Raw genomic sequence first — 25,998 nt, forward strand, 5'->3', positions numbered from 1 at the left:
GATCGGTTTCCAGGCCTGTAATCAACATGACAGGCATTCAGCTAGGGATGGCATCACAAGTCATACGCTTGTTATTTGTTCATCTTCAGGTTCTTGATTTCTTTTTCCAGCGCCAGCAGCTTGCGGCGCTGGCCGATCAGCGATCCCAGACAGGCAATGATGCCGGCAATGATGCCGCTGAAGAATGTGATCAGAAGCATGAGGGAAAGCGGCGCTTTCCAAGAATAGCCCAGGTAATAGGCAAGCTCGACGGGCTCTGCGTTCTTGAAGGCAAATCCAAGCAGCAGGATGAACAGCAAGACGCCAAGTATCGTATATATGGTGCGCATGCCCCGATTTTACCCAAGCATCGCCAAGGCGTGCAGGATTTGATGTAAAAAAATAAAAAAGCGGTAGCACCTGAATGCTACCGCTTTTCCTAGCACAGCAGTCTGCGTGCTTAATCGCTGTTGCCGTCTACACGCTCACGCAATTCCTTGCCTGCCTTGAAGTGAGGCACATGCTTCTCGGGCACCTGCACCTTTTCGCCAGTCTTGGGATTGCGTCCCAGTCGTGGCGGGCGGTAGTTCAGGCTGAAGCTACCGAAACCACGGATTTCAATGCGTTCACCAGAAGCGAGATTATCCGTCATGGAGTCAAGGATGGCCTTGACGGAAAGTTCTGCATCCTTGACGACCAGTTGCGGAAAGCGCGCAGCCAGGTTGGCAATCAACTCCGATTTGGTCATGACGCTATGACCTTACTCGTTGTTTTTGCCGTCGAGCTTGGCTTTCAGCAATGCACCAAGGTTGGTGGTGCCAGCGGAACCGGCATCATTGCTGAACTTCTGCAATGCATCAGCTTCATCGGCAAGATCCTTCGCCTTAATGGACAAGGCGATGGAGCGGTTCTTGCGGTCGATGTTGGTGATGCGGGCTTCGATTTCTTCGCCTTCCTTGAGCACGGTAGAAATGTCGTCTACCTTGTCACGGGAAACTTCGGAAGCACGCAGGTAACCTTCAACTTCGTTGTCCAGGGCAATCACGGCACCCTTGGCTTCGAGAGACTTGACGGTGCCCTTGACGATGGCGCCCTTGTCATTCAGTGCGGTGTAGGCGCTGAACGGGTCGCTGTCGAGCTGCTTGACGCCCAGGGAGATACGTTCCTTCTCAACGTCGATGCTGAGTACGACGGCTTCGAGTTCGTCACCCTTCTTGAAGTTGCGGATCGCTTCTTCGCCGGGCTGATTCCAGGACAGGTCGGACAAGTGCACCAGGCCGTCGATACCGCCAGGCAGACCGATGAATACGCCGAAGTCGGTGATGGACTTGATCTGGCCGCTGACCTTGTCACCCTTCTTGTGGGAAGCAGCAAAGTCATCCCATGGGTTGGCCTGGCATTGCTTCATGCCCAGGGACAGACGGCGACGGTCTTCGTCGATTTCCAGGATCATCACTTCTACTTCGTCGCCCAGTTGAGCGATCTTGGCAGGGTGAACGTTCTTGTTTGTCCAATCCATTTCGGAAACGTGCACCAGACCTTCGATGCCTGGCTCGATTTCAACGAATGCGCCGTAGTCGGTCAGGTTGGTCACCTTGCCGAACAGGCGTGTGCCGACTGGGTAGCGGCGGCCCAAAGCAACCCATGGATCGTCGCCCAATTGCTTGATACCCAGGGAAACGCGGTTCTTCTCTTGGTCGAATTTGAGGATCTTGGCTTCAACTTCTTCACCTACGGTCAGCACTTCGGATGGGTGCTTGACGCGGCGCCATGCGAGGTCGGTGATGTGCAGCAGGCCGTCGATACCGCCGAGATCAACGAACGCACCGTAGTCGGTGATGTTCTTGACGATACCCTTGACCACTGCGCCTTCCTTCAGGGATTCGAGCAGTGCTTCGCGGTCGGCGCCCATGGTTTCTTCCAGTACGGCGCGGCGGGAAACCACAACGTTGTTACGCTTGCGGTCGAGCTTGATGACCTTGAAGTCCCATTCCTTGTTTTCAAAAGGAGTGGTGTCCTTGACAGGGCGCAGGTCAACCAGGGAGCCTGGCAGGAACGCGCGGATGCTGTTGACCATGACGGTCAAGCCACCCTTGACGCGGCCATTGACCATGCCCTTGATGATGCGGGATTCGTTCATTGCCTCTTCGAGGTCTTGCCATGCCGCGAGGCGCTTGGCCTTTTCGCGCGACAGCTTGGTGGAACCATAACCATCTTCCAGGGATTCGATGCAGACCTTGACGAAGTCGCCTGCATTCACTTCGAGTTCGCCGCGGTCGTTGCGGAACTCGGAAGCGGGGATCACGCTTTCCGACTTCAAGCCGGCGTTGACAATAACGAAGTCGTCATCGACGGAGACAACTTCGGCGGTGATCACTTCACCGGAGCGCATTTCCTGGCGAGCCAGGCTTTCCTCGAACAGGGCTGCGAAGCTTTCCATGGAGGAGGTTGTGGTTGAAAGGTTAGCCATTAAAAAAATATCCAGATAATCCCGCCGTGCAGCGGGTCAAATTAAAAAAACCATGAACCGGTGAGATTCACGGCACTCGTACTACTACAAAACTTGATTTCCAGTGTCAGCGCGGCTGTAATCCAGTATCGCATCGACCGCCTGGTCTATGCTAAGGTCGCTGGTTTCCAGCAACCTCGCGTTCTCGCTTTTTTGCAATGGCGCAACGGCTCGTTGGCTGTCCCTTGCATCGCGGGTTTGCAAATCCTGCAAGATTTCCGCGAGATTAGCATGGATTCCTTTTTCTATCAACTGTTTATAGCGTCTCTCCGCCCTGACCTCGGCACTGGCAGTGAGGAATATCTTGGTTTGGGCGTCAGGGAAGACTACGGTCGCCATGTCGCGTCCATCCGCGACCAGGCCGGGCGCCTTGCGGAAGCTTTGCTGCAGGTCGAGCAGCGCACGGCGCAATGACGGATGAACGGCGACTTCCGAGGCACCACGGCTGATTTGTTCGGTGCGTACCGCTTCGGTGATGGTTTCGCCGTCCAGGTAGATTTCTCCTGCAGAAAAGCGAATATCCAGGCCTGCAGCCATGTCTGCCAGCGCGGCTTCATTCTGCCAGCTGATGCCGCGCCTGAGTGCTGCAAGGGCGGCAATGCGGTAAATGGCTCCCGAATCAAGGTAGTGATAGCCCAGGGTTTGCGCCACGCGTTGTGCAACGGTGCCCTTGCCCGAGGCGGATGGGCCATCGATGGCGATGACGGGAACGGCGGATGTTGGTATATCGGTCATTGGAAATACGAAAGCAATCTTGTTTTACGCTTGCAGCAGCATGGCAAAGCGCTCGAAATAATCAGGAAAGGTCTTGGCGACGCAATTCGGATCGTTGATCACGATAGGCACGCCGCCGAGGGCGACCAGCGAGAAGCACATCGCCATGCGGTGGTCGTCATAGGTGTCGATTTGTGCGTTGGGAGCCAGTTCCGGAGGAGGCGTGATGCGCAGATAGTCGCTGCCTTCCTCGATAATCGCTCCGACCTTGCGCAGCTCTGTCGCCATGGCGGTGAGACGGTCGGTTTCCTTGACGCGCCAGCTTGCGATATTGCGCAAGGTGCTCGGGCTCTCGGCAAACAGCGCTAGGATGGCCAGCGTCATCGCCGCATCCGGGATGTGGTTGCAGTCAAGGTCCAGGGCCCTGAGCTTGCCGGGCGTCGAACGGACTTCGATCCAGTTGTCCCCGGTGCTGACGGCGGCCCCCATCAACTCAAGCGCTTCTATAAAGCGCACGTCGCCCTGGATGCTGTTGCGGCCTACGCCTTCCACCTTGACGGGGCCGTGGCCAATCGCCCCTGCTGCCAGGAAGTAGGAAGCGGAGGAGGCGTCTCCTTCGACCTGAACAATGCCAGGGCTCTTGTATGTGCTGCCGGCAGGGATGGTGAATGCGTTCCAGCCGTCGCGCAACACTTCGATGCCGAACCTACGCATGAGGTTGAGCGTGATTTCGATATAGGGCTTGGAAATCAGTTCGCCGACGACTTCAATGCGGGCTTCCCTGCCCGTGAGCGGCAAGGCCATCAACAGGGCGGTCAGGAATTGGCTGGAGACGTCGCCGCGCACGCGGAGCGCCTGGCTGGTGTCCAGTTGTGCCGGTCGGATATGCAAGGGAGGGAAGCCTGGGTTTTGCAGATACTCGATGGTGGCGCCAGCAGCATTGAGCGTATCCACCAGATCGCCGATCGGACGCTCGTGCATACGCGCGATGCCCGACAGTTCATAGTCCCCTTGCGACAAGGCCAGGGCCGCCGTCAATGGGCGGAAGGCGGTGCCGGCATTGCCGAGGAACAATTTGGCCTGCTTGACCGGGAATTGCCCTCCCGTTCCCTCCACCTGCCATTGGTGAGTGCCGGTCTGCTCCAGTTTGACGCCGAGCGTGTGCAGGGCTTCGAGCATGCGTTGCGTATCGTCAGATGCCAGCAGCTCGTGAATCTCGGTATTGCCTTGCGCCAGCGCTGCAAGCAACAGGGTACGGTTGGAGATGCTTTTCGAGCCCGGCAGCTTGACTGTGCCATGGGCGTGACGTGCGGCAGGCAGGGTCAGGGTTTTCATGCTTAATTCTTCCATGATGCGGATGTGTTGCGCCCGGCCCAGGCATTGCGGGCATGGCTGGCACGTTCGAAGGTAGCTTGCAGGCCGTCTGCATCGCATTGTTCCAAAGTGTGGCGCAGATCGGCGAGAGCTGCCTGGTAGCGGTCCAGCTCCTGCAGCAAGGCGGTACGGTTGGCAAGGCTGATGTCGCGCCACATTTCCGGTGAGCTGCCCGCAATACGGGTGAAGTCGCGGAAGCCGCTGGCGGCGAACTCGAAGAACTGGTCCGCATCCGGGCGGGCGGCCAATTCGTCCACCAGGGCAAAGGCCAGCAGGTGCGGCAAGTGGCTGACCGCGGCAAAGACGGTGTCATGCCCGCTTGGGCTCATTTCGCGCACGATAGCGCCTGTGCTGGCCCAGAGCGCGCGCACTGCCTGGACCGCGGCCGGATCGGTATGCTTGCCCGGGGTGAGCACCACGTTCTTGTTTTGGTACAGCGTGGCTTGCGCGGCAGAGGGCCCGCTTTTCTCCGCGCCTGCGATCGGGTGGCCGGGCACGAAGCGCGATGCCGCATTGCCGAGGATGTGCCGTGCCTGTTCGGCGATATCGGCCTTGGTGCTGCCTGCATCAGTGACGATGGTCTTGTCTGCGAGGTGGGGGGCAATACGCTGCAAGATCGGGGCAATCTGTGCTACCGGGGTGGCGATCATGACCACGTCTGCATCTTGGAGTGCTGCGGCGAGGTCGCTCACGGCTTCATCGATGATGCCAAGCGTGAGGGCTTCCTGCAGGCTGTCGCCTGTGCGTCCGACGCCAGTGATATGCCAGCCTGCGTTTGCTGCCTTGAGCGCAAGTGCGAGCGAGCCGCCAATCAGGCCGACGCCGAAAACAAGCAGTTTTTTCAAGATGAGGATAAAGCGCGGAGTTAAAAGCGCAATTGTAACATGCCGGCTGTCATCAGCTGGATGGGGAAAGGCAACCAAGGCGTTTTGTGCGAAGGCAGATAAGCACAAAACGCCGGTTGCAGGAGATGACAAGGAGTAATGCTAGGAGTGGTGAACGCGGAATTGGTTCACTGCAGGCAGTATTATTTTTGTTGTTCAGGCTGTTCAGTAGGCTGTTCTGCATGGATCGGGCGCCATTCGCCGTCGATCAAGCCTTCCTGGGGCAGGAAGTTTTGCTTGTAGGCCATCTTGCGGCTTTCCTTGATCCAGTAGCCCAGGTAAAGGTAAGGCAGGTTGAGGCTCGCGCACCAGTCCAGCAGCCAGAGGATGTTGTAAGTGCCGTAACTCGCATGGCGGTCCGCCGCATCATAGAAGGTATAGACCGCAGAAACGCCGTCGCGCACGATGTCCACCACGCTGACCATTTTCAGTACGCCGTCTTCACGGAATTCCACCATCAGGCTTTCCACATTGCTCTGTACCAGGAAGTTGCGGTATTGCTCTGCGGTTTCCGGGTCGCCGGAGCCGCCTTCGTGCCGGGCGACCTGGTAGGCGGAATAGAGGGCGAAGTGTTCTTCCGAGAAAGTCAGTTCCATGAGGGCGACGGACAGGTTCTGGTGCTGTTTCCAGGCTCGGCGCTGGCTGCGGCTGGGCTGGAAATCCGCGACCGGCAGCCTGACGGGGATGCAGGCGTGGCAAGTCTCGCAATGGGGACGGTAGGCAAACTTGCCGCTGCGGCGGAAACCAAGCTGTATCAGGCCGCTGTAGGCATGGGCGTCAATCAGGTGGTGCGGTGTGGCAATCAGCGATTGCGCTGGTTTATCTGCAAGGTAACCGCAGGAATACGCCGTGGTGGCGTAGAACTGGATTTTATGCAGATGCTGTTCGCCGGGCAATGTCATGTCGGATAGTGTACCAATTCATGCAGCCGTTGTGAAAATTCTGCACGTGGAATCTCGCGTGCGCCCAATGAGGCCAGGTGCTGGGTTTTCATCTGGCAATCGATCATGTCGCAACCCAAAGCCTGGAGGCGTTGCGCCATATGCACGAATGCGAGCTTGGAGGCGTCGGTGGCATGGTGGAACATGGATTCCCCATAGAACATCCTGCCCAGGCTGACGCCATACAAGCCTCCTACCAGTTTGCCGTCCATCCAGGTCTCGGCGCTGTGGGCATGCCCGAGCTGGTGCAGCGCGGTATAGGCTTCCATGATGTCTTCGGTGATCCAGGTGCCGTTCTGGCTTTCGCGTGGGGTGGCCGCGCATGCGGCGATCACTTCCTTGAAGGCTGTGTTGTAGCGGATTTCGTAATCCTGGCGCTTGAGCCGCTTGGCTAACGACCTGGATATTTTCAGCTCACCGGGGAACAGCACCATGCGCGGGTCCGGGCTCCACCACAATACGGGCTCTCCTTCGCTGAACCAGGGGAATATGCCTTGGTAATAGGCGGTGAGCAGGCGTTCGGCAGTCAGTTCGCCGCCGATTGCGATTAACCCGTTGGGCTCCTGCAATGCAGCCTCCAAGGGAGGGAAGGGCGTATTTGCCTGCAATGCACGCACCAGGCCGCCAGGCAGGCGGTAGTATTGATGGCTCATGAGCGTTGGTGGGTAACGGATTGTGGTGACATGGTCAGGATTAGCTTAGCATAATGCAGTTGCGGCTTTGCTGCATGTCCTGATTGTGCTATTTTTCTTCCATGCGCCTTTATCGCACCATCATCCTGTTGCTGCTGACCATGTTCCTCGCGGATACCGTAGCGGCTAGCAGCAGCCTTCATCTGCCTGATGTTTCCCCTGCGACAGCGCAGCCAGCGGCGCATCAGCATCATGCTACCCACGATCATGCGCAGCATGATGACGGCGCGTATCAGCATGATGAGCAGCATAGCGACCATTGCAGGAACTGCCATGATTGCCTGTCATGCTTCAGCGTATTGCCCATTTCCATCCGCATGTCTACGCCCGATTTGCCGCCTCGCCAGGTGGACATCGCGTCAAGCCTGATTTATTTCCCGCCCGCCCTGGCGCAATGGCAGCGCCCGCCGATCTCGCCCTCCATCTGATCTCGTCATGGCCGCTGCCTCTGCGGCCAAAGGTTTTAATGGCCCGCTTGCATCAAGCAGGCTTCATATCATGAATGGAGAGCATCATGCGATTCAATATAGCCTTGTCAGCGTTAGGCTGCCTGTGCCTTGTCCTGCCCGTGGTGGCAGCAGAGGCTGAAACTGAGTCTAGTCCGGCCTTGCGCCATGAGCCGGTCCTCGGGCAATACCAGAAATTCGAGCAGGGTGCCGCAGCCGCCCCGCTGCAGCCGCATGCCGAACACGATATGCACCACGACCATGCCGGCCATGAGCAGCATCAGCATGCCACGCAACATGACGATGGGCAGCACGGAGACGGCCACCATCACATGCATGGGGAATGATCATGGTCAAGTTGTTGCCTAAGCAATATATATCCTGCCTTGCCGTTCTTGCTCTTTCCATCGTCACTGGCCTGCTCGCCGGCTGCGCCACGTTCAGCCGCAACGGCGGCATGGACGATGTACGCTCCACGGTTGCCCAACGCCTGAAACAGGACGTGGCCTTGGATAGTGCTGGAGAGGTTTCTTCGCAGCAGCGGACGGAGGAATTGTTAGCAAAGCCGCTCGGAGTCGAGGAAGCTGTGCAGCTGGCCTTGTTGAACAACCGGGGCCTGAAAGCCGGTTTAGCCGCGCTTGGCATTGCCGAAGCGGACCTGGTGCAGGCCGGGCGCTTGCCCAATCCGCGTTTCTCCATGCTGTACACGCGCCATGACGGCGACTACAAGATCGAGCAGTCGTTCACCTTCAATCTATTTTCCCTGCTGACGATGCCGCAGGCCAAGGCCGTGGAGCAGCAACGCTTCGAACAGGCCAAGCGCGAGGTAAGCCTGCAGGTGCTGGTCTTGGCGCAGGCAACCCGGCAGGCCTGGGTTGCGGCTGTCGCGGCGGAGCAATCGTCGCTGTATGCCGCGCAGGTGATGCAGGCGGCGGAAGCGGCGGCCGAGCTGGCGCGGCGCATGCACCAGCAAGGCAACTGGAGCAAGCTGGACCAGGCGCGCGAGCAAAGCTTTTATGCCGATGCCGCGCTGGAGTATGCGGCGGCGCGCGAACACCAGCGCATGACGCGCGAGCGGTTGTCGCGTGCGATCGGGCTGGGAAACAGCGAGCAATTCACGCTGCCGCCGCGCCTGCCTGATCTGCCGGCCAAGGAGGAGGATCTCTTGCAGGTGCAGCAGCAGGCTTTCCTGCAGAGGCTGGACTTGCTGGCGATGCGTGCCGAGGTGGATGCGCTCGCCAAGCAGCTCGGCTTGAGCAAGACCACGCGCCTGATCAATGTGCTAGATATCGGCCCGGCCCGCGTGCTGGAGGGGCGGCGCGGCGAGGCTTACAAGAAGGGCATCACGCTGGGCTTTGAACTGCCATTGTTCGACTGGGGCAGCGCGCGCGTGAAGCGCGCCGAGGCAATCTATACGCAGGCGCTCGAGCGTACGGCACAAACAGCCATCGATGCGGAAACCGAGGTGCGGGCCGCCTATGCACGGTACCGCGTGCGTTACGAAATGGCGCGCCATGTCCAAGACGAGATCGTGCCGCTGCGCAAGCGCATCCTGCAAGAGCACCAGCTGCGCTACAACGGCATGCTGCTCAGCGCCTTCGAATTGCTTGCGGACGCGCGGGAGCAGGTCAGCAGCGTGAGCCGGTATATCAATGCCGTGCGTGATTTCTGGCTGGCGGACGCCGGGCTGACGATGGCGACCATGGGGCCCGTGGCATCCCTGGATGAGAATGGAAGGGGAGAATGATGCTGAATCGCCGTGATTTTTTCAGGCTCGGAGCGGCTGCCGTAGCTGCGGGCACGGTCAGCAAGGTGGCGATGGCGGCCTTGCCGGAAATTGCCAGCATGGGCAGTGCAGAAACCCAGGTGCCCCGCGCGCCTGGCAACGGCAGGCCTTTTCACCCGGTGGTGACCTTGAATGGCTGGAGCCTGCCGTGGCGCATGCGCGATGGCGTCAAGGAGTTCCACCTGGTGGCGGAACCCGTGGTACGGGAGATCGCGCCCGGCATGCAGGCGCATCTGTGGGGTTACAACGGCCAGAGCCCTGGGCCGACGATCGAGGTGGTGGAGGGGGATCGTGTGCGCATCTACGTTACCAATCGCCTGCCGGAGGCAACCAGCGTCCACTGGCACGGGCAGCGCCTGCCCAACGGCATGGACGGCGTGAGCGGCCTCACGCAACCGGCGATCCCGGCCGGCAAGACCTTTGTCTATGAGTTCGAGGCCAAGCGTGCCGGCACCTTTATGTACCATCCGCACGCCGACGAAATGGTACAGATGGCCATGGGCATGATGGGGTTCTGGGTCACGCACCCTAAAAACCCCGATTTCATGCGCGTGGACCGGGACTATGTCTTCCTCATCAACGCCTATGACATTGACCCCGGCAGTTACACGCCCAAGGTGGCGACCATGCTGGAGCACAATCTCTGGACTTTCAACAGCCGCGTGTTCCCGGGCATCGCTCCCATGGTGGCCGGGCTGAACGAGCGGGTGCGCATACGCGTCGGCAACCTCAGCATGACCAACCATCCCATCCACCTGCACGGGCACGAGTTTACCGTGACGGGGACTGACGGCGGCTGGGTCCCGCCTGCGGCGCGCTGGCCGGAAGTGACCGCCGATATCGCCGTCGGCCAGATGCGCGCGGTCGAGTTTGTCGCCGATGCGCCGGGAGACTGGGCTTTCCATTGCCATAAGAGCCACCATACCATGAATGCCATGGGCCACCAGGTGCCGACCATGATAGGCGTAGAACAGAAAGGGCTGGTCGACAAGATCACGCAGCTGCTGCCGGACTACATGCCCATGGGGGAAAGCGGCATGGCGGAAATGGGCGAGATGGACATGCCGTTGCCGGAAAATACCCTGCCGATGATGAGCGGCAAGGGCCAGTTCGGGGACATGCACATGGGCGGCATGTTTACTGCGGTCAAGGTGCGTGCGGGATTGAAGGCCGGAGATTACAGCGATCCGGGAGATTACCCGAATCCCCCCGGCACTGTGGCGCACGAAGTCGACGCCAGCGGGGTGCCGGTGAGCAGGGCGCCCGCTGCAAACGGCGAGGGGCATACCTTGCATATCAGGAAGCCGGGCGGACATGAAGGGCATTAGCGTCACGCCCTCCGGGTTGATGCGGCCGCTATTCAGGCGTGTAGCCGGCTTCGCTGATCGCATCGCGAAAGCGGGCGATATCGGCGCTGCTGTCTATATGCACGGCCTTTCCCGCGAGGTCCACCGTGACTTTTGCCTGCGGGTCGACCGCCTGCGCAGCCTGGGTGATCGCCTGTACGCAATGATTGCAGCTCATGTCGTTGACCTTGAATGTATGCATGAAAAGCTCCAGATTGAATATTGAGAATTGGTTGGATACAGGCGCAACAGTATGCGCCTTTCCCGCATGGTAAAGTCAAGCCTTCGTCTTGTGAGAGGCCCGTGCAAGATTGATATGATAAGGAAGTTGCCGCGATGACAATGCAGCCACCATTGGAAAAACTGGATTTCGCCATTACCGGCATGACTTGCGCGGCTTGTGCCGGGCGCATCGAGAAATCCTTGAACAAGTTGCCGGGCGTGCAGCTGGCGAATGTCAACCTGGCAACCGAAAAAGCGCATGTGGAAGCGGTTGGCGCCGACCTGGCGCAACAGGTCGAGCAGGCGGTGTCCAAGCTGGGCTACCAGGCCCGCCTGATCAGGCCGGACGCGCCCATTGCGCCGGTCGAGGATATCCAGGGCGGCTGGAAGGTCGGCATCGCTGCCTTGCTGACCTTGCCGCTGGTGCTGCCGATGGCGGGGATGCTGCTAGGGCAGCACTGGATGCTTCCTGGATGGGTGCAGTGGCTGCTGGCAACGCCGGTGCAGTTCTGGCTGGGCGCCCGGTTCTACCGTGCGGGATGGAAGGCCGCGATCAATCTCTCGGGCAACATGGATTTGCTCGTTTCTATCGGGACTTCCGCAGCTTACGGGCTTTCCGTGTACCTGCTCTGGCAGCACTCCGCGCATCTGTATTTCGAGGCCAGCAGCGCCGTGATCACCCTGGTCCTGCTGGGCAAGTGGCTGGAAAGCCGCGCCAAGCGCCAGACTACCGAAGCCATACGCGCATTGCAGGCATTGCGCCCGGATACTGCGCGCGTCCGCCGCAACGGCGTCGAGCAGGATGTGCCATTGGCCGAAGTCATGGTAGGCGATATGGTGCTGGTGCGTCCTGGCGAGCGAGTGCCTGTGGACGGGGTGATACGCGAGGGCGGCAGCCACCTTGATGAATCCATGCTCACTGGCGAAAGCGTGCCGGTCAAGAAAGGGGTGGACGGCAAGGTGACAGGCGGTGCCGTGAACCTGGATGGCGTATTGCTGGTGGAGACGACGGCGATCGGCGCAGAGACCACCCTTTCCCGCATCATCCGCATGGTGGAGGATGCGCAGATCGCCAAGCCGGCCATTCAGCGCTTGGTCGACAAGGTGAGCGCCGTATTCGTGCCGCTGGTCTTGCTGATTGCCGCGCTGACGTTGGCGGGGTGGGTGTGGCACGACGGGCAGTGGGAGCAGGCGGTGCTCAATGCGGTGGCGGTGCTGGTGATTGCCTGCCCTTGCGCGCTCGGGCTGGCGACGCCTACTGCCATCATGGCCGGGACCGGCGTCGCGGCGCGTTACGGCATCCTCATCAAGGATGCGGATGCGCTGGAACTGGCGCACAGGATCGATACGGTGGCATTCGACAAGACCGGCACGCTGACGGTGGGCAAGCCGCGCGTGATCAAGGTGGCCAGCGTGCCGGGACAGGAGCTTCAGTTGCTCAGGCTGGCGGCGGCACTGGAACGGGGCAGCCACCATCCGCTGGCTGTTGCGGTACTGGAGCATGCACAAGCCGCAGGGGTGGAGGCTGCCACCGCGACGGATGCCGTGGCATTGTCGGGCAGCGGCCTGATGGCGAAGGTCGATGGCCGTCGCGTCTGGCTGGGCAACCAGCGTGCCATGCAGCAGGCGGGCGTATCGACGGAAGGCATGCAAGCCGAGCTTGCGTCGCTGAAGGAACACGGGTACACCATTTCCTGGCTCGCTGCGGATAACGACGTCGGGCAGCCTGAGCTGCTTGGCCTCATGGCATTCGGCGATGAGCTCAAGTCCGAGGCTGCGGCGTCGATACAGCATCTACACGCGCTCGGCATCAGGGTGTTGCTCTTGACTGGCGACAACCCGGCCAGCGCGGAGCGCATCAGCCGGCAACTGGAGCTTGACGAAGTGTACGCAGAGCAGTTGCCTGATACCAAGGCATCAGTCGTGACGGGTTTGCGCCAACGGGACAGGGTGGTGGCCATGGTCGGGGATGGCATCAATGACGCGCCTGCGCTGGCTGCGGCGGATATTGGCTTTGCCATGTCCAGCGGGACGGATGTCGCGATGCATACCGCAGCCGTCACCTTGATGCGTAGCAGCCCATTGCTGGTGGCGGATACGATCGCGATTTCGCGCCGAACTTACAGCAAGATACGGCAGAACCTGTTCTGGGCGTTCATTTACAACCTGGTGGGAATCCCGCTGGCGGCCATGGGCTTGCTGAACCCCGTGGTGGCTGGTGCGGCGATGGCGTTGAGCTCGGCCAGCGTGGTTACCAACGCCTTGATGTTGCGGCGCTGGCGGCCTGCAGGAATGGCGCGTTCAGGGAGTGATGGCGATTGACCGGGTATTGTGGAACATTAATTGCTTGAGTTCCATTGCTTGAACTGCTTCATGGGGGGATAGCGATTTTAGGGTGTGATTCAATGCCGGAATCGGATATCCGGTATTCGATACTTAATAAAAATTAGCTGAATGATGCAAGTGCGTCCGCCGCCAAGGCGCCCGCCTCAAACGCTCAGTTCATGCGTATGGATCGGCAAGGCCCGGTAAAACTTTTTATGCTGGGGTCGGCGGCAGCATTGTAGAATGCTCAGCCAAGCATGGAGGCCTTCGGGTCGGCCGGTTCATACAGCTTCATTCAGGGGAGGGAATGGTTGCGTTCATGCCATTGATGGTGAAAGCCATGCCGATCAAGCGCTGGACTATGCGCTGGCTGTTATCATGCCTGTTGGCGTGCCAAGTGCTATTGGCACACGCCCAACCGTTGGCAGGGAGCGGCACGTGGTATGAAGCCGTCGAGCATGACGGCTCGAAAGAGGCATGGCACGAACAGGGCCGATTGAAACCTGTCGCCAGCCCCGCCAAAACCGGCGGGTATTTCATCTACAAGGCTGCATTCGACCTGGCGAAGACTGGGCATTACGTCATCGATTTCGACAGCTCAAGCGTCATCGGCCATTTTACCCACCATATCTATAATGCCGCGGGGGAGCAGGTGGCGGAGCTCAAAGGCGGAATACAATCCCGCGTCGCCAACCCCTACATGCTGCGCCATGGGCGCGACATCATGCTGCCAGCAGGGCGCTACGAACTGGTGAGCGAGGTCAGTGCGCCGTTTTTCCTTGCCCACCCGCAGCCCTACATCGCCACGCTCCCGGAATACCAGCAGTCGATCAAGTTCGGCAACGCCGTCGTACTGGTGTCATACGGCGCCATGTTGATCCTCGCGATCTACTACGCGGCCCTGGGGTATATCCGCAAGCAGGCAACGGACCGCATGTACGCCCTGTTCATCCTCGGGAACATTTTCTACAACGGCACGGCATTGTTGATCCTGCCGGACCTGTTCGGCGTGCATTGGTTTTACCTGATCAGTTTCCCCATCCTGTTCTCCAATATCGCCTATGTCTATTTCGTGATCTACCTCCTCGAGCTGCGCAGGTATTCCGATTCCAAGCTGTGCCGGCTGGGGCACGGCATTATTTTCCTGCTCGCACTGTTCATTCCGGCAGCCCTGATCTGGCCCAATATTTCGCTGGAACTTGCGCGGGTCGGGGTCGGCTTGATCATGCTGTATGGATTGACGGCGGGGATCAGGAAGGCATGGCGGGGGAACCTGATCGCGAAATACTACCTGGGCGCGATTTCGGCCTTTTTCGTGATTGGCGCGTATTCCATCACCAATACGCGCGTGAGCGGATCGCAGACTTTCTATATAGAGCACCTGGGAATGCTGGCGGTGACGGTCGAAATGGTGCTGCTGGCCCTGGTGTTGGCGCGCCAGTTTGCCTTGCTCAACTATGAAAAAGAGCATGCCCTGACGCTGTCGAAGCGGCACCTGAAGATCGCCCATACCGATGCCTTGACCGAGCTGCCCAACCGTTATGCGCTGGACCAGGAGTTGTCCGCGCTGCCGGTCGACGGCGTGCTAGTCTTCATTGATATCGACGGCCTCAAGTTCTACAACGACAACTACGGCCACAAGCGCGGTGACGAACTGCTGCGTTCTTTTGCCTACACGGTGAATGAGGCGCTCGGCGAACTGGGCGTCCTGCATCGGATCGGCGGGGACGAGTTTGCGATTACCAGTCCGCAAGGCAATGTGCAAAAGCTGGAGGCATGCCTGGCGAGGTCTATCGATATGCTGCGGAAGCAGGGGTTCCAGTTTGCGGGCATGAGTTACGGCATCGCCCATGCCATGGAAAGCCGTGACAGCAACATGCTCAAGTATCTGGCGGACACGCGCATGTATGCGCAGAAGCGCGAGCGCCAGCGTAGTGCCGAGCAACATCCGAGAAAAACAACGACAATCGTTTGATCACAAGGAGGATAAAAAATGAAGAAATGGCCTTTGCTTTGGCCCGTGCTGGTCTGTCTGGCACTGCCATTGATCGCTGCATGGTTCGCCTATCCCGATACCCATCTGCCGCCGGGGTTCGGCGTATTCCCGCCGGATTACGACCAACCCGTGCCGGGGTTCAACCTGACGATATTCATCGTCATTGCCCTGGTGGAAACCGCCTTCGGCATTTTCCTGCTGTTCCCGAGCTGGTTCGGCTTCAAGCCGGTCCCGCCCGCACCTAAGCCGGCTAAAAAGCCGTTCCCGCTCTGGTTCTGGATAGGCGCGGCATTCACCCTGTTCTTCTGGTGGCTGATGTGGGCGCGCGTCACGCCATTCGGCAACCTGGTCTATTATGCCTTCAGCCCGATGTGATGGGGTTTCATCCTGGTGCTGGATGGCTGGACCTACCGGCGCAACAATGGCGTCTCGCTGCTGTCCAGCAAGCCGAAGACCTTCGCCATCAGCGCGCTGGTATCGGTATTCGGCTGGCTGTTCTTCGAGTATTACGACTATTTCGTGCTGGGGAACTGGTATTACCCCAATACGCACATTCCCGGCTTGTAGCACGGCCTGATCGTGGCCTTGTTCCTCATTGCCTACACCACCGTGTGGCCCGCCATCTTTGAATGGTACACATTGCTCAAGACCTGTCCCAAACTGGCTAGCCGCTATAGCCAGGGCCCGAAGCTGGCATTGCCTGCCTGGCTGCTGATCTGGGGCGGATTTGCGCTGATTTTCCTCATGACCTTCCTGCCTTACCCATTGTTCTGGGTAGTATGGATCGGACCGTTCGCAGTGGTGGCGGGCATACTCATGCGCCTCAACATCTGGAACCCGGTCAGCGCGCTGGCCCAGGGCAACTGGACCCCGATGATCCTGGTGGCGCTGGCTTCGCTGTTCAACGGCTTCTTCTGGGAAGTATGGAACTACGGCAGCGCGCATCCGCTGCCTGAATTGCAGACCAATCCCAACTACTGGATCTACAACATTCCCTATGTCGACGTGATCCACATTTTTGCGGAAATGCCGTTGCTGGGCTTTTTCGGCTACCTGCCATTCGGGGTACTGGTCTGGGTGGTGTTCATCTGGGCGGGCAAGGTATTCGGTTTCGATTCCAGCATCGAGCTGGAGCAGAAGTAAGGCCCCGGCATCGGGCGCGGCAAACGCGCCCGATGCCTATTGCCAGCGGCGGCTCAGCATGAAATGCAGGAACAGGGCCTCATTCCGCAGCTGGGCATCGCCGAATGGCAGCTCTCTATTGTTGTAGTTGACCTTCACCACCGGGGAGTACTCCAGACCGCCGGTGAACGTCCATTCGGGACTGAACTTGTAGGCGGCGCCAAGGGTGTAGTGGTGCTCGAGTATGCCTGCGATGAACGGCGTGGTGGATGCCCTGGGCATGGGATTGCGTCCGTAGTTGTATCCGGCATAGAGCGTGGTCTTGTCATTCAGTTCGTGGGCGAGTCCCAGCGCCAATACCACCTGGTCATGCCAATCCATGCGGTTGCTGCTTGTGATTCGGGAGGGCGCGAATGCGCTGTCCGGATTGCGGGCGGTCAATGTGGTGGACTTCAGCGCGTCGGACCAGTTGATCCAGTTGAGCTTGAAGGCGAGCAACCAATCGGCCTTGGGCTTCCAGGCCAGGCCGATCGCTACTTCCCTCGGTGTGGCAAAACCGTCCAGCTTGGCGTCATCGTAATGGAATGTCTGGGCCCCGGCATTAAGCGAGAACGACCCTCCGGTGAGGGGCAGCTTGGTTTTTTCCGTGTAAGCCGCACCAAGGGTCAATGTGGGGCTGAGCTTGTATTGCAGGCCGATCTTGAAGTTGGGGCGTATGCCGTCGGCATCTTCCAGCTTGATGCCGCCAATGCCGGGGGAGTCGCGATAAAGCGATTGTTGGATACTGGCGTAGGTGAACCCTACGGTGGTTCCCAGCGATAGCCGCTCAGTCACCTGGCAGCCTATGCCGACACCAATCTTGGCAATCCCGAACTTGGCAGAGAAATTATCCTGGCCGTTCTGTGATGTATTGATGTGGCGGAATACGCCGCCGGCGCCTCCCTGCACGAAGGTGCCGACTCCGGCCGTACATGGCAGGCTTTCTAGGGATTGCACATAACCGCCTCCCGCCAAGGGCGTATAACGGTTGGATGCATGCACGTCGCTGCCGTGTTGATCCGCATGCGATAAGTCCAAGGTGCGCAATACGCTGCCAAAACCATCGAACGCCTTGCCCTGGACCTGGGCGAGCCCGGCAGGATTGGTGTTGATGGCGGAGCTGTCGCGCGCTACCGCCACATCGGCGCCGCCCATGAGCAGCGATTCCGCCCCGAAACCTATCAGGTTGAACCCGTTGGTGGCGTGGACCGGCATCGCCAGCGTGAATAACAAGGTTGCCGCTCCCCGGCCTGCTTGCCGCGCCCTCAGGCGCATGAAACTGGTTGTCATTGAATAATTGCCTGATTTATCAGTTAAATTTATAAATTTTTAGCGTATTTTCATCATGCTGCGGGGATTCCAAGGTAAAATGCCGACCCTATGGAATTACGACCGGAATCACCACGTTTACTGAGCGCTTATCGGCCATACTGGGCCAAGCGCTTCGGCACCGCCCCCATTTTACCCATGACGCGCGAAGAAATGGATAAATTGGGCTGGGATAGTTGCGACATTATCCTGGTCACGGGCGACGCCTATATCGACCACCCCAGTTTCGGCATGGCCTTGGTGGGTCGCTTGCTGGAGGCCCAGGGCTTTCGTGTCGGCATCATTGCCCAGCCAGACTGGCATTCTGCCGATCCGTTCCGCGCGTTGGGCAAGCCCAACCTGTATTTCGGCATTACCGCCGGCAACATGGACTCCATGGTCAATCACTACACGGCGGATCGCAAGATCCGCTCCGACGACGCGTACACCCCTGGCGCGATAGCCGGCAAACGGCCTGACCGCGCCGTCCTGGTATATTCGCAGCGTTGCCGTGAAGCCTTTCCGGGCGTGCCGCTGGTGATCGGCAGCATCGAGGCCTCGTTGCGCCGGATTGCGCACTACGATTACTGGTCCGACAAGGTGCGCCGTTCGGTGCTGGTCGATTCCAAGGCGGATATCCTGATCTACGGCAACGCCGAGCGTGCATTGGTCGAGATCAGCCACCGCATCGCCAAGGGAGAAACCGTCAGCGAGATTACCGATATACGCGGCACCGCCTTCCTGCGCAAGCACGTGCCTGAAGGCTGGGAGGAAGTATCCTCCACCGCCCTGGATCGCCCGGGCAAGATAGACAAGCCGGTGGACCCCTATGCGATGGAACCGGCGATGGAGCAAACCGGCGAGTCGTGCGCATCCACGGCCGCCGCTGCGGCCAACAAGGGCCTGGAGCCGGGCGTGCAGGCCATCGCCATCGTGCGCAAGCCGAACAAGCCCAAGGCGGAGCGCAGCAGGCAGTTCATCCGCCTTCCCGCTTTCGAGGAGGTTGCCCAGGACCCGGTGCTGTACGCCCACGCCTCGCGCGTGCTGCACCTCGAGGCCAACCCGGGCAATGCGCGCGTATTGGTGCAACGGCACGGCGACCGCGAAGTCTGGTTGAATCCGCCGCCGATCCCGCTGACGACCAAGGAAATGGACTATGTCTACGACCTCACCTATGCGCGCACGCCGCACCCGGCATACCAGGGAGAGCGTATCCCGGCCTGGGAGATGATCCGTTTCTCGGTCAATATCATGCGCGGCTGTTTCGGCGGCTGCACGTTCTGCTCGATTACAGAGCACGAGGGCCGTATCATCCAGAGCCGCTCGGAAGCCTCCATCCTCAAGGAGATCGAGGAAGTGCGCGACAAGGTGGAAGGGTTCACCGGTACCATCTCCGACCTCGGCGGCCCGACAGCGAACATGTACCGCCTCGCCTGCAAGAGCGAGACCATAGAGAAGAATTGCCGCAAGCTTTCCTGCGTGTTCCCTGGCATCTGCGAGAACCTCAATACCGACCATTCGCACCTGATCCAGCTTTACCGCAAGGCGAGGGCGATCCCCGGCATCAAGCGCATCCAGATCGGTTCCGGCCTGCGTTACGACCTCGCCGTGAAATCGCCGGAATACGTGAAGGAACTGGTGCAGCACCACGTCGGCGGCTATCTCAAGATTGCGCCCGAGCATTCCGAAGAGAATGTGCTCAGCAAGATGATGAAGCCGGCGATGACCGCCTACGACGAATTCAAGGAAATGTTCGAAAGGTTCTCGCGCGAGGCGGGCAAGGAGCAATACCTGATTCCCTACTTCATCGCGGCGCACCCGGGCACTACCGATGAAGACATGCTCAACCTGGCCTTGTGGCTGAAGAAATACGATTTCAAGCTCGACCAGGTGCAGACCTTCACCCCGACGCCGATGGCGATGGCGACCGCCATGTACCATTCGGGCAAGAACCCCTTGCGCAAGGTGACGCACGACAGCGAAGACGTGCCGATCCCCAAGGCGGGCGGCGTGCGCCGCCTGCACAAGGCCTTCATCCGCTATCACGACCCCAACAATTGGCCGATGCTGCGCGAGGCATTGAAGAAAATGGGCCGCGAAGATCTGATCGGCAACGGCAAGAGGCATTTGGTGCCCGCTTGGCAGCCGATCTTGCCCAAGGAGCAGGCCAAGGCCAACGGCAGCCGCCGCGCGGCCAAGCCTGCAGCAGCTGCGCCACGCCCGGCGGGCCGCACGCCTGTCGCCGGCAAGCGTCCTGCCGCTTCGCATTCCGGCAGGCCTGCAAGGAAGCCTGGCCGTCCGTAACGCTGCATGACGGGGATGCGTACTTTCTTAAGCCTCACAAGTTTGCTCTTGCGGGGCTTTTTTTCCGCCTGCTGCCTGTGGTCCGCAGTCGCGATGGCGGCTGGCGACGGCATGCTGTGGAAGGTGCAGGCGGGCAACGGCACCGTCAGCTACCTGTTCGGCACCATCCATGTGGACGATCCCAGGGTGACGACCTTGGCAGAGCCCGTCAATACGGCGCTTGAGTCTGCGCAATCGTTCATGATGGAGGTGCTGCCCTCCAATGACGTCTCGCCTTACTATATGCAGGGCAGCCTGGCTCAAATGCTGACCGAGGCAGAGCTGGAGCAAGTCTATGCCGCTGCCGATTTTCACGGCCTGCCGCGCGACATGGCGTTGCGCATGAAGCCGTGGCTGCTGTCCATGGTGTTCGACCTGCCCGTATCGCAGTCTCCCTATACCCTGGATGTGCAGCTTTACCTGCAGGCGCAACGCGCAGGCAAGGCCGTCGAGGCGCTGGAAACGCCGCAGGAGCATTTTTCCGCGCTGGAAAGCATCAAGCTGGAAGAGCAGTTGCAGATATTGCGCAGCGTGCTCAAGCGCAGCCAGGAGCAAAAGGAAAAAGACTTCGAACTGCTGATACAGGCTTATCTTTCCGGCAATCTGGATAAAGTGGCCGCGCTGGATTCCGAGCTGACGGCGGATGACCTGCCTGCCGGGCTATGGGAAAAGCTGCGTGTCAAGTTGCTGGACGAGCGCAACGTGCGCATGGCGGAGCGCATTGCCGCTGCCGCAGACCGGCAGCCGGTATTCGTGGCTGTCGGCGCTGCGCATTTGCCTGGAGAGGGCGGCGTCATCGATTTGCTCAGCCGCTCAGGTTTTAACGTGTCTCCCGTCAAATAGCCAATGCCTCATTAGCTCTGCGCTTGCTTGGCATTTTGTCTAGCGCTTGTTCACATTCCAGGCGCGCTATAATCAAGCTATCCCACATAATGCATATGGATTGATTATGGCGATGCCCGACCGCATCAACTTGCGCCCGCTGGAGCGCAACGACCTGCATTTCGTACACAAGCTCAACAATAACGATACCATCATGCGCTATTGGTTCGAGGAGCCTTACGAAGCTTATGACGAGCTGGTCGCCCTGTACGACAGGCACATTCACGACCAGAACGAGCGGCGCTTCATTATCGAGCTGGAAAACGGCGAGCTGGCAGGGCTGGTCGAGCTGGTGGAGATCAACTACATCCACCGGCGCGCGGAGTTCCAGATCATCATCGCGCCCGATTATCAGGGCCGCGGCCTTGCCAAGTCGGCGACGCGCATTGCGGTGGGCTATGCCTTCCGCGTGTTGAACCTGCACAAGGTGTACTTGGTCGTGGACACGGACAACCAGGCAGCGATCCATATTTATGAAACCTGCGGCTTCGAGGTGGAAGGGCATTTGAAGGAAGAGTTCTTTTCCAACGGCTCTTACCGGGATGCCTTGCGCATGCGCTTGTTGCAGGACGATTACCTGCGCCATGTCGGGCCGGCGCCCGTGGATGCCTCGGTCTTGAGGGAGTGGCAGGATGACTGATCCTGCCTTCCTCATCAGTGCAATGTCTTCATGAAACGAGCTTCAGGCCGATGATGGAGCCGATCAACAGCAGCAGGAACATGATGCGCAATGTGCCGGCCGGGTCGCCGAACAGCCAGATGCCGATGACGGCGGTGCCGCAAGCGCCGATGCCGGTCCAGATGGCATAGGCGGTTCCCAGCGGGATGCCTTCCAGCGCCTTGGTGAGCATGAAGAAGCTCAGGATCGTGAACACCAGGAAGCCGATCGAAGGCAAAGGCTTGCTGAAGCTCTCGGAAAATTTCAGGCAGGTGGTGAAGCCGATTTCAAACACACCGGCCAGTAACAGGTATATCCAGGACATATGCAACCCTTTCATGCAGCTCGGGCCGTCCCGCGATCTTGGAGCATGATGGGGCCGTCCCCATCACGTGAGCGCTGGCTGAGAATACCGCCAGCGACAGACATGGATTGATTCTTTCACGTCCCGGCACGGCTGTCAAACCAGGCCGGGAAGTACCGCCGTTCAGGAATGCAGGCCGATCGCCTGCATGAAAAGCCGCATGAGAAATGCGGCAGCCAGCATTGCAGTGACGCTGGCCGCCCAGATCAAGGCGAGCCAGAGCAGGCGCTTGATCCAGGCCGGTCGCGCCTTGTCCTGGTCAGTGGTAGCCATCGCCGTGCCGCACCTTGCCCTTGAAGACGCGGTATGACCAGATCGTGTAGGCCAGGATGACGGGGATGATGGCCAGGGTGCCGACCAGCGCGAACTTGAGGCTGGCGGGGGGCGCCGCGGCTTCCCAGATCGTCACGTGCGGCGGGATGATCTGCGGCCAGATGCTGATCGCCAGGCCAAACAAGCCCAGCAGCACAATGATCAAGGCGGCGATGAAGGGCTGGCGGTCGTAGCCCGACTTGAGTTCGCGCATGAGGGAATACAGGCTGATGGCGACCAGCACGGGCACGAAGGAGAGGAAGTAGAAATTTGGCAGGCTGAACCAGCGCTCGGCGATACTCGGGTGGGCCAGCGGCGTCCAGATGCTCACGCCCGCCAGCGCTATCACGACCAGCCCTACCAGAGGGCGGGTGATTTGCAGCATGCGTTGCTGCAGCTTGTCCTCGGTCTTCATGATGAGCCAGGTGCTGCCCAGCATGGCATAGGCGACCATCACGCCCAGCCCGGTAAACAGCGAGAACGGGCTGACCCAGTCAAATGCGCCGCCGGAGAATGCGTTGCCGCTCAGCACGATGCCGTTGATATAGGCGCCTAGCGTCACCCCCTGGAAGAATGCCGCAGTGACGGAGCCGCCGATAAAGGCCTTGTCCCAGAACGCCTGCTCGCGCTCGGGCGCCTTGAAGCGGAACTCGAACGCCACGCCGCGGAAAATCAGCCCCAGCAGCATCAGGATAATCGGCTGGTACAGGGCGCTCAGCACCACCGCGTACGCCAGCGGGAAGGCCGCCATGAGGCCGGCGCCGCCCAGCACCAGCCAGGTTTCGTTGCCGTCCCAGACGGGAGCCACGGTGTTCATCATCACGTCGCGGTCATGCTTATCCTTGACGAACGGGAAGAGGATGCCGATCCCGAGGTCGAACCCGTCCATGATCACGTACATTGCGATGGCGAACAGGATCACCGCCAGCCATATCATTGGTAAATCAAAATCCATCTACTACGATTCCTTAGCGTTATGCGATTGCGATTCTAGCGAGAAAGAGGCGTCGGGGGCAGACAGCGGACGCATAGGTTGCCTTGGCTGGCCCGGACCGCCTTCGGGTTCCGGCGACCCGTGCCGAACGGGCAGGCGCATAAGATGCATCAAGTAGCTGATCCCAATGCCGAACACAAAAAAGTAGACTGCGACAAACAAGGCTAACGATCCCGCAAGGGAGGATATATCATGGTTGGAAACCGCATCAGCGGTACGCATGATGCCATAAACCACCCAGGGCTGGCGTCCTATTTCCGTGGTGAACCAGCCCGCCAGTATGGCAATCACGCCGGCAGGGCCCATCCACAATGCCATGCGCAGGAAACCCCTGTGAGTATACAAGCTGCCGCGGTAACGCAGCCATACGCTCCATAGGCCCAGCGCGATCATCATTATCCCCAGCCCGACCATGACGCGGAAAGACCAGAAGATGATGCTGGCATTGGGGCGGTCTTCAGGAGGAAAATCCTTGAGCACCGGCACCCGGCCATCCCAGCTGTGCGTGAGGATCAGGCTGCCCAAGTGCGGGATGCCAACAGAAAAGTGCGTGGTTTCCGCCTCCATGTCCGGCAGGCCGAACAGCAACAAGGGCACGCCGCCTTCATGATGCTCCCAGTGTCCCTCGATGGCAGCCAGTTTGGCAGGCTGGTGCTTGAGCGTATTCAGGCCGTGGAAATCGCCGACTACCGCCTGCAGCGGGGCAACGCCGACCAGCATCCACATCGCCATCGACAGCATGGTGCGCGTCGCTTCGGTTGTCTGTCCCTTTAACAGGTGCCACGCCCCGGCCGCGCCCACCATCAAGGCGGTCGCCAGGAAAGCGGCAATTCCCATATGCACCAGCCGGTAAGGGAAAGAAGGGTTGAAAATGATTGCCCACCAATCGACCGGCACCACGATGCCGTTCGCGATCTCGAAGCCTTGCGGGGTCTGCATCCAGCTATTGGATGCCAGAATCCACGTGGCTGAAATCAATGTGCCCAATGCCACCATCGCAGTTGAAAGCAAGTGAAGTCCTGGCCCGACCCGGCTCCACCCGAACATCATCACCCCGAGAAATCCGGCCTCAAGGAAGAAGGCGGTGAGCACCTCGTAGGTAAGCAAGGGCCCGGTGACGCTGCCGGCAAAGGCGGAGAAGCCGCTCCAGTTGGTCCCGAACTGGTAGGCCATGACCAGCCCCGACACCACGCCCATGCCGAAATTGACGCCGAATATCTTCAGCCAGTAGTGGTAAAGGTCCTTGTACACTTCGCGTCCGGTTTTGAGCCACATGGCCTCGAGCACGAACAGGTAGCTGGCAAGGCCGATGGTGATTGCCGGGAAGATGATATGGAACGAGACGGTGAAGGCAAACTGGATGCGCGCTAGGTCGAGCGCTGAGATGTCTGGCATGGCGGTGTTCTGACTCCTTGATAACCAACCTGCAGGCACGCCTGGTAAACTGTGCCTGAAACGCAAGACTGCTAGCTTACTGTGTGCCCCTTTGCCTCAACAGGCCCAGATTCATCAATAAACACCATCACAGATTGTAACGGTGGCTTATGCGGTAAATCGCGCTGCCTGGGCTTCTATCGTCTCGATGGCAAGGTCGAAGTCCATGGACTTGTCGAAAAAGTGGTCCACGCCCAATTCATTCGCCATTTGGCGGTATTGCGGATAAGCATGGTTGGTGAGGATCAGGTAGGCCGGGCGCGGGAAGGGGAAGTCCGGCCGCTGCGTGGCCTTGATCACTTCGAAGCCATTGCCCTGGGCCAGCTCGATATCCACCAGCAGCAAGTCATAGGGCTGCTCGTAAAGCTGCGCAATGGCTTCATCCTGGCTCAGCGCGACCCCTTCGAAGGACAAGCCCCTACAGTCGGACAAGATGTCCATGATCGTTTCGCGCAAAAGCCGCGAATCCTCGACAAGCAACACTTTCATTGCTCTAGTACCCGGTTCCACACCACTGCGGCTTTCTTTCATGATCGTATTCATAGGCTCAAAAATCATTGCTTGTGAATTCTATCGGGCAGCAGGGGGGGGGTGCCATCCGCCTTAATCCTACATCTTCTTACGTTGACGGCAGCCATGCTTATGATATCAGCTGGTTCTTGATGGCGTAGTAGGTGAGGTCCGCATTCGTCTTCAAGCTCATTTTCTCCATGATGCGGGTACGGTAGGTGCTGACGGTTTTCACGCTGATGCAGAGTTCCTCACCGATTTCAGTGGCGCTCAGCCCGCTCGCGAGCTTGAAGAATACCTGGAACTCACGGTCGGAGAGGGTTTCGTGGAGAAGCTTTTCCGAGGGGTTGCTCAGCTCGTTGGTCATGAGCTCGGCCAGTTCCGCCGAAATGTAGCGCTTGCCGTTGGCGACGGTGCGGATCGCCTTGATGATCTCGTCCGAATCGGCATCCTTGGACAAATAGCCCTTGCAGCCGCTGCGCATGAGGTTGAGCGCATATTGCTCCTCGCCGTAGCCGCTCAAGATCAATACCGGTAGTTCGGGTGCGACATGGCGCAAGTCGTGCAGGGTGTCCACGCCATTCTTGTCGGGCATGGCGATGTCCATGACGATGGCATCATACTGGTTACTTCTGACCAGCTTGATGGCTTCCAGCCCGGACGCGGCTTCGCCGGCTACCTCGAGGTCGGATTCCAGCTCGATGAGGTTGCGCAATCCCTGTCGGACAATATTGTGGTCATCAACTAATAATATCTTTTTCATGTGTGCTGACGATCCTTATTATTGGTTGGTCATTCTTTATGGATACTAAGATGGC

At 59.3% G+C, this 25,998-nt stretch carries 28 protein-coding genes; 11 read left to right on the forward strand and 17 right to left on the reverse strand.

The window, feature by feature from the left end; genetic code table 11:
• Nucleotides 1-71: 71 nt before the first annotated feature.
• The 8 genes from ACKF11_RS03255 to aat form a co-directional block, all read right to left on the reverse strand.
• Nucleotides 72-329 (reverse strand): LapA family protein, encoded by a 258-nt coding sequence (locus tag ACKF11_RS03255; RefSeq protein WP_407995931.1) that lies wholly within the window; start codon nucleotides 327-329, stop codon nucleotides 72-74.
• A gap of 110 nt (nucleotides 330-439) precedes the next feature.
• Nucleotides 440-727, reverse strand: a complete 288-nt coding sequence (locus tag ACKF11_RS03260; RefSeq protein WP_309564865.1) for an integration host factor subunit beta — start codon at nucleotides 725-727, stop codon at nucleotides 440-442.
• Between the two features lie 12 nt (nucleotides 728-739).
• Nucleotides 740-2,449, reverse strand: coding sequence for a 30S ribosomal protein S1 (rpsA, locus tag ACKF11_RS03265; RefSeq protein WP_407994224.1), 1,710 nt, complete (start codon nucleotides 2,447-2,449; stop codon nucleotides 740-742).
• 84 nt (nucleotides 2,450-2,533) lie between these two features.
• Nucleotides 2,534-3,223, reverse strand: coding sequence for a (d)CMP kinase (gene cmk / locus ACKF11_RS03270; protein WP_407994223.1), 690 nt, complete (start codon nucleotides 3,221-3,223; stop codon nucleotides 2,534-2,536).
• A gap of 24 nt (nucleotides 3,224-3,247) precedes the next feature.
• A complete protein-coding gene (aroA, locus tag ACKF11_RS03275; protein ID WP_407995932.1) occupies nucleotides 3,248-4,537 on the reverse strand; it encodes a 3-phosphoshikimate 1-carboxyvinyltransferase in 1,290 nt (429 codons plus the stop codon).
• A 2-nt stretch (nucleotides 4,538-4,539) separates the two neighbouring features.
• Complete coding sequence (locus tag ACKF11_RS03280; RefSeq protein WP_407994221.1) at nucleotides 4,540-5,421, reverse strand: prephenate dehydrogenase; 882 nt, start codon at nucleotides 5,419-5,421, stop codon at nucleotides 4,540-4,542.
• A 182-nt stretch (nucleotides 5,422-5,603) separates the two neighbouring features.
• Entirely contained in the window at nucleotides 5,604-6,362 is a 759-nt protein-coding gene (locus ACKF11_RS03285) for an arginyltransferase (protein WP_407995933.1), read from the reverse strand.
• A complete protein-coding gene (gene aat, locus ACKF11_RS03290; RefSeq protein ID WP_407995934.1) occupies nucleotides 6,359-7,054 on the reverse strand; it encodes a leucyl/phenylalanyl-tRNA--protein transferase in 696 nt (231 codons plus the stop codon). The genes ACKF11_RS03285 and aat overlap by 4 nt, the downstream gene beginning before the upstream one ends.
• Before the next feature lie 101 nt (nucleotides 7,055-7,155).
• On the opposite strand from aat, the gene ACKF11_RS03295 reads away from it, so the two are divergent.
• Nucleotides 7,156-7,521: a hypothetical protein gene (locus ACKF11_RS03295; RefSeq protein ID WP_407995935.1), complete on the forward strand. Its 366-nt coding sequence runs from the start codon at nucleotides 7,156-7,158 to the stop codon at nucleotides 7,519-7,521.
• Nucleotides 7,522-7,634: 113 nt separating this feature from the next.
• Here ACKF11_RS03295 and ACKF11_RS03300 read toward each other — a convergent pair whose 3' ends face one another.
• Nucleotides 7,635-7,877 carry a hypothetical protein gene (locus ACKF11_RS03300; RefSeq protein ID WP_407995936.1) on the reverse strand — a complete coding sequence of 81 codons (243 nt, stop codon included), beginning with the start codon at nucleotides 7,875-7,877 and terminating at the stop codon, nucleotides 7,635-7,637.
• Between the two features lie 11 nt (nucleotides 7,878-7,888).
• Here ACKF11_RS03300 and ACKF11_RS03305 point away from each other — a divergent pair, with 11 nt between their 5' ends.
• Together ACKF11_RS03305 and ACKF11_RS03310 are read left to right on the forward strand one after the other, a co-directional pair.
• Nucleotides 7,889-9,286, forward strand: a complete 1,398-nt coding sequence (locus ACKF11_RS03305) for a TolC family protein (RefSeq protein ID WP_407995937.1) — start codon at nucleotides 7,889-7,891, stop codon at nucleotides 9,284-9,286.
• On the forward strand, nucleotides 9,286-10,653 hold the full coding sequence (locus ACKF11_RS03310) for a multicopper oxidase family protein (RefSeq protein WP_309565127.1): 1,368 nt from the start codon (nucleotides 9,286-9,288) through the stop codon (nucleotides 10,651-10,653). Before ACKF11_RS03305 ends, ACKF11_RS03310 begins: the two co-directional genes overlap by 1 nt.
• Before the next feature lie 28 nt (nucleotides 10,654-10,681).
• On the opposite strand, the gene ACKF11_RS03315 is transcribed toward ACKF11_RS03310, so the two are convergent.
• A complete protein-coding gene (locus ACKF11_RS03315) occupies nucleotides 10,682-10,873 on the reverse strand; it encodes a heavy-metal-associated domain-containing protein (RefSeq protein ID WP_011479302.1) in 192 nt (63 codons plus the stop codon).
• Between the two features lie 134 nt (nucleotides 10,874-11,007).
• Here ACKF11_RS03315 and ACKF11_RS03320 point away from each other — a divergent pair, with 134 nt between their 5' ends.
• From ACKF11_RS03320 to ACKF11_RS03340, 5 genes are all read left to right on the forward strand, one after another.
• Complete coding sequence (locus ACKF11_RS03320; protein ID WP_407995938.1) at nucleotides 11,008-13,215, forward strand: heavy metal translocating P-type ATPase; 2,208 nt, start codon at nucleotides 11,008-11,010, stop codon at nucleotides 13,213-13,215.
• 310 nt (nucleotides 13,216-13,525) lie between these two features.
• A complete protein-coding gene (locus ACKF11_RS03325) occupies nucleotides 13,526-15,193 on the forward strand; it encodes a GGDEF domain-containing protein (protein WP_407995939.1) in 1,668 nt (555 codons plus the stop codon).
• Nucleotides 15,194-15,211: 18 nt separating this feature from the next.
• Nucleotides 15,212-15,589, forward strand: coding sequence for a hypothetical protein (locus ACKF11_RS03330; protein ID WP_407995940.1), 378 nt, complete (start codon nucleotides 15,212-15,214; stop codon nucleotides 15,587-15,589).
• 15 nt (nucleotides 15,590-15,604) lie between these two features.
• The gene (locus tag ACKF11_RS03335) at nucleotides 15,605-15,781 is read left to right on the forward strand and encodes a hypothetical protein (RefSeq protein WP_407995941.1); all 177 of its coding nucleotides are present in this window, start codon (nucleotides 15,605-15,607) and stop codon (nucleotides 15,779-15,781) included.
• A gap of 12 nt (nucleotides 15,782-15,793) precedes the next feature.
• Nucleotides 15,794-16,357: a hypothetical protein gene (locus ACKF11_RS03340; RefSeq protein ID WP_407995942.1), complete on the forward strand. Its 564-nt coding sequence runs from the start codon at nucleotides 15,794-15,796 to the stop codon at nucleotides 16,355-16,357.
• 36 nt (nucleotides 16,358-16,393) lie between these two features.
• Here ACKF11_RS03340 and ACKF11_RS03345 read toward each other — a convergent pair whose 3' ends face one another.
• Nucleotides 16,394-17,665, reverse strand: coding sequence for an OmpP1/FadL family transporter (locus tag ACKF11_RS03345; RefSeq protein WP_407995943.1), 1,272 nt, complete (start codon nucleotides 17,663-17,665; stop codon nucleotides 16,394-16,396).
• Nucleotides 17,666-17,755: 90 nt separating this feature from the next.
• On the opposite strand from ACKF11_RS03345, the gene ACKF11_RS03350 reads away from it, so the two are divergent.
• The 3 genes from ACKF11_RS03350 (at nucleotide 17,756) to speG (ending at nucleotide 21,548) form a co-directional block, all read left to right on the forward strand.
• Nucleotides 17,756-19,987, forward strand: a complete 2,232-nt coding sequence (locus ACKF11_RS03350; protein ID WP_407995944.1) for a YgiQ family radical SAM protein — start codon at nucleotides 17,756-17,758, stop codon at nucleotides 19,985-19,987.
• Nucleotides 19,988-20,002: 15 nt separating this feature from the next.
• Complete coding sequence (locus tag ACKF11_RS03355; protein ID WP_407995945.1) at nucleotides 20,003-20,869, forward strand: TraB/GumN family protein; 867 nt, start codon at nucleotides 20,003-20,005, stop codon at nucleotides 20,867-20,869.
• A gap of 106 nt (nucleotides 20,870-20,975) precedes the next feature.
• Entirely contained in the window at nucleotides 20,976-21,548 is a 573-nt protein-coding gene (speG, locus tag ACKF11_RS03360) for a spermidine N1-acetyltransferase (RefSeq protein ID WP_407995946.1), read from the forward strand.
• A gap of 28 nt (nucleotides 21,549-21,576) precedes the next feature.
• Here speG and ACKF11_RS03365 read toward each other — a convergent pair whose 3' ends face one another.
• The 6 genes from ACKF11_RS03365 to ACKF11_RS03390 form a co-directional block, all read right to left on the reverse strand.
• Nucleotides 21,577-21,891 carry a DMT family transporter gene (locus ACKF11_RS03365; protein ID WP_309564881.1) on the reverse strand — a complete coding sequence of 105 codons (315 nt, stop codon included), beginning with the start codon at nucleotides 21,889-21,891 and terminating at the stop codon, nucleotides 21,577-21,579.
• A 162-nt stretch (nucleotides 21,892-22,053) separates the two neighbouring features.
• Nucleotides 22,054-22,203 carry a DUF2474 domain-containing protein gene (locus tag ACKF11_RS03370; protein WP_309564882.1) on the reverse strand — a complete coding sequence of 50 codons (150 nt, stop codon included), beginning with the start codon at nucleotides 22,201-22,203 and terminating at the stop codon, nucleotides 22,054-22,056.
• Nucleotides 22,190-23,197 carry a cytochrome d ubiquinol oxidase subunit II gene (gene cydB / locus ACKF11_RS03375; RefSeq protein ID WP_407994205.1) on the reverse strand — a complete coding sequence of 336 codons (1,008 nt, stop codon included), beginning with the start codon at nucleotides 23,195-23,197 and terminating at the stop codon, nucleotides 22,190-22,192. The genes ACKF11_RS03370 and cydB overlap by 14 nt, the downstream gene beginning before the upstream one ends.
• A 3-nt stretch (nucleotides 23,198-23,200) precedes the next feature.
• Entirely contained in the window at nucleotides 23,201-24,631 is a 1,431-nt protein-coding gene (locus ACKF11_RS03380) for a cytochrome ubiquinol oxidase subunit I (protein ID WP_407995947.1), read from the reverse strand.
• A 147-nt stretch (nucleotides 24,632-24,778) separates the two neighbouring features.
• Entirely contained in the window at nucleotides 24,779-25,201 is a 423-nt protein-coding gene (locus ACKF11_RS03385; protein WP_407994203.1) for a response regulator, read from the reverse strand.
• A 109-nt stretch (nucleotides 25,202-25,310) separates the two neighbouring features.
• Nucleotides 25,311-25,943, reverse strand: a complete 633-nt coding sequence (locus ACKF11_RS03390) for a response regulator (RefSeq protein WP_309564886.1) — start codon at nucleotides 25,941-25,943, stop codon at nucleotides 25,311-25,313.
• Nucleotides 25,944-25,998: the final 55 nt, after the last annotated feature.

The organism is Methylobacillus draconifructus, from assembly GCF_045984385.1.
Lineage (GTDB): Bacteria > Pseudomonadota > Gammaproteobacteria > Burkholderiales > Methylophilaceae > Methylobacillus > Methylobacillus flagellatus_A.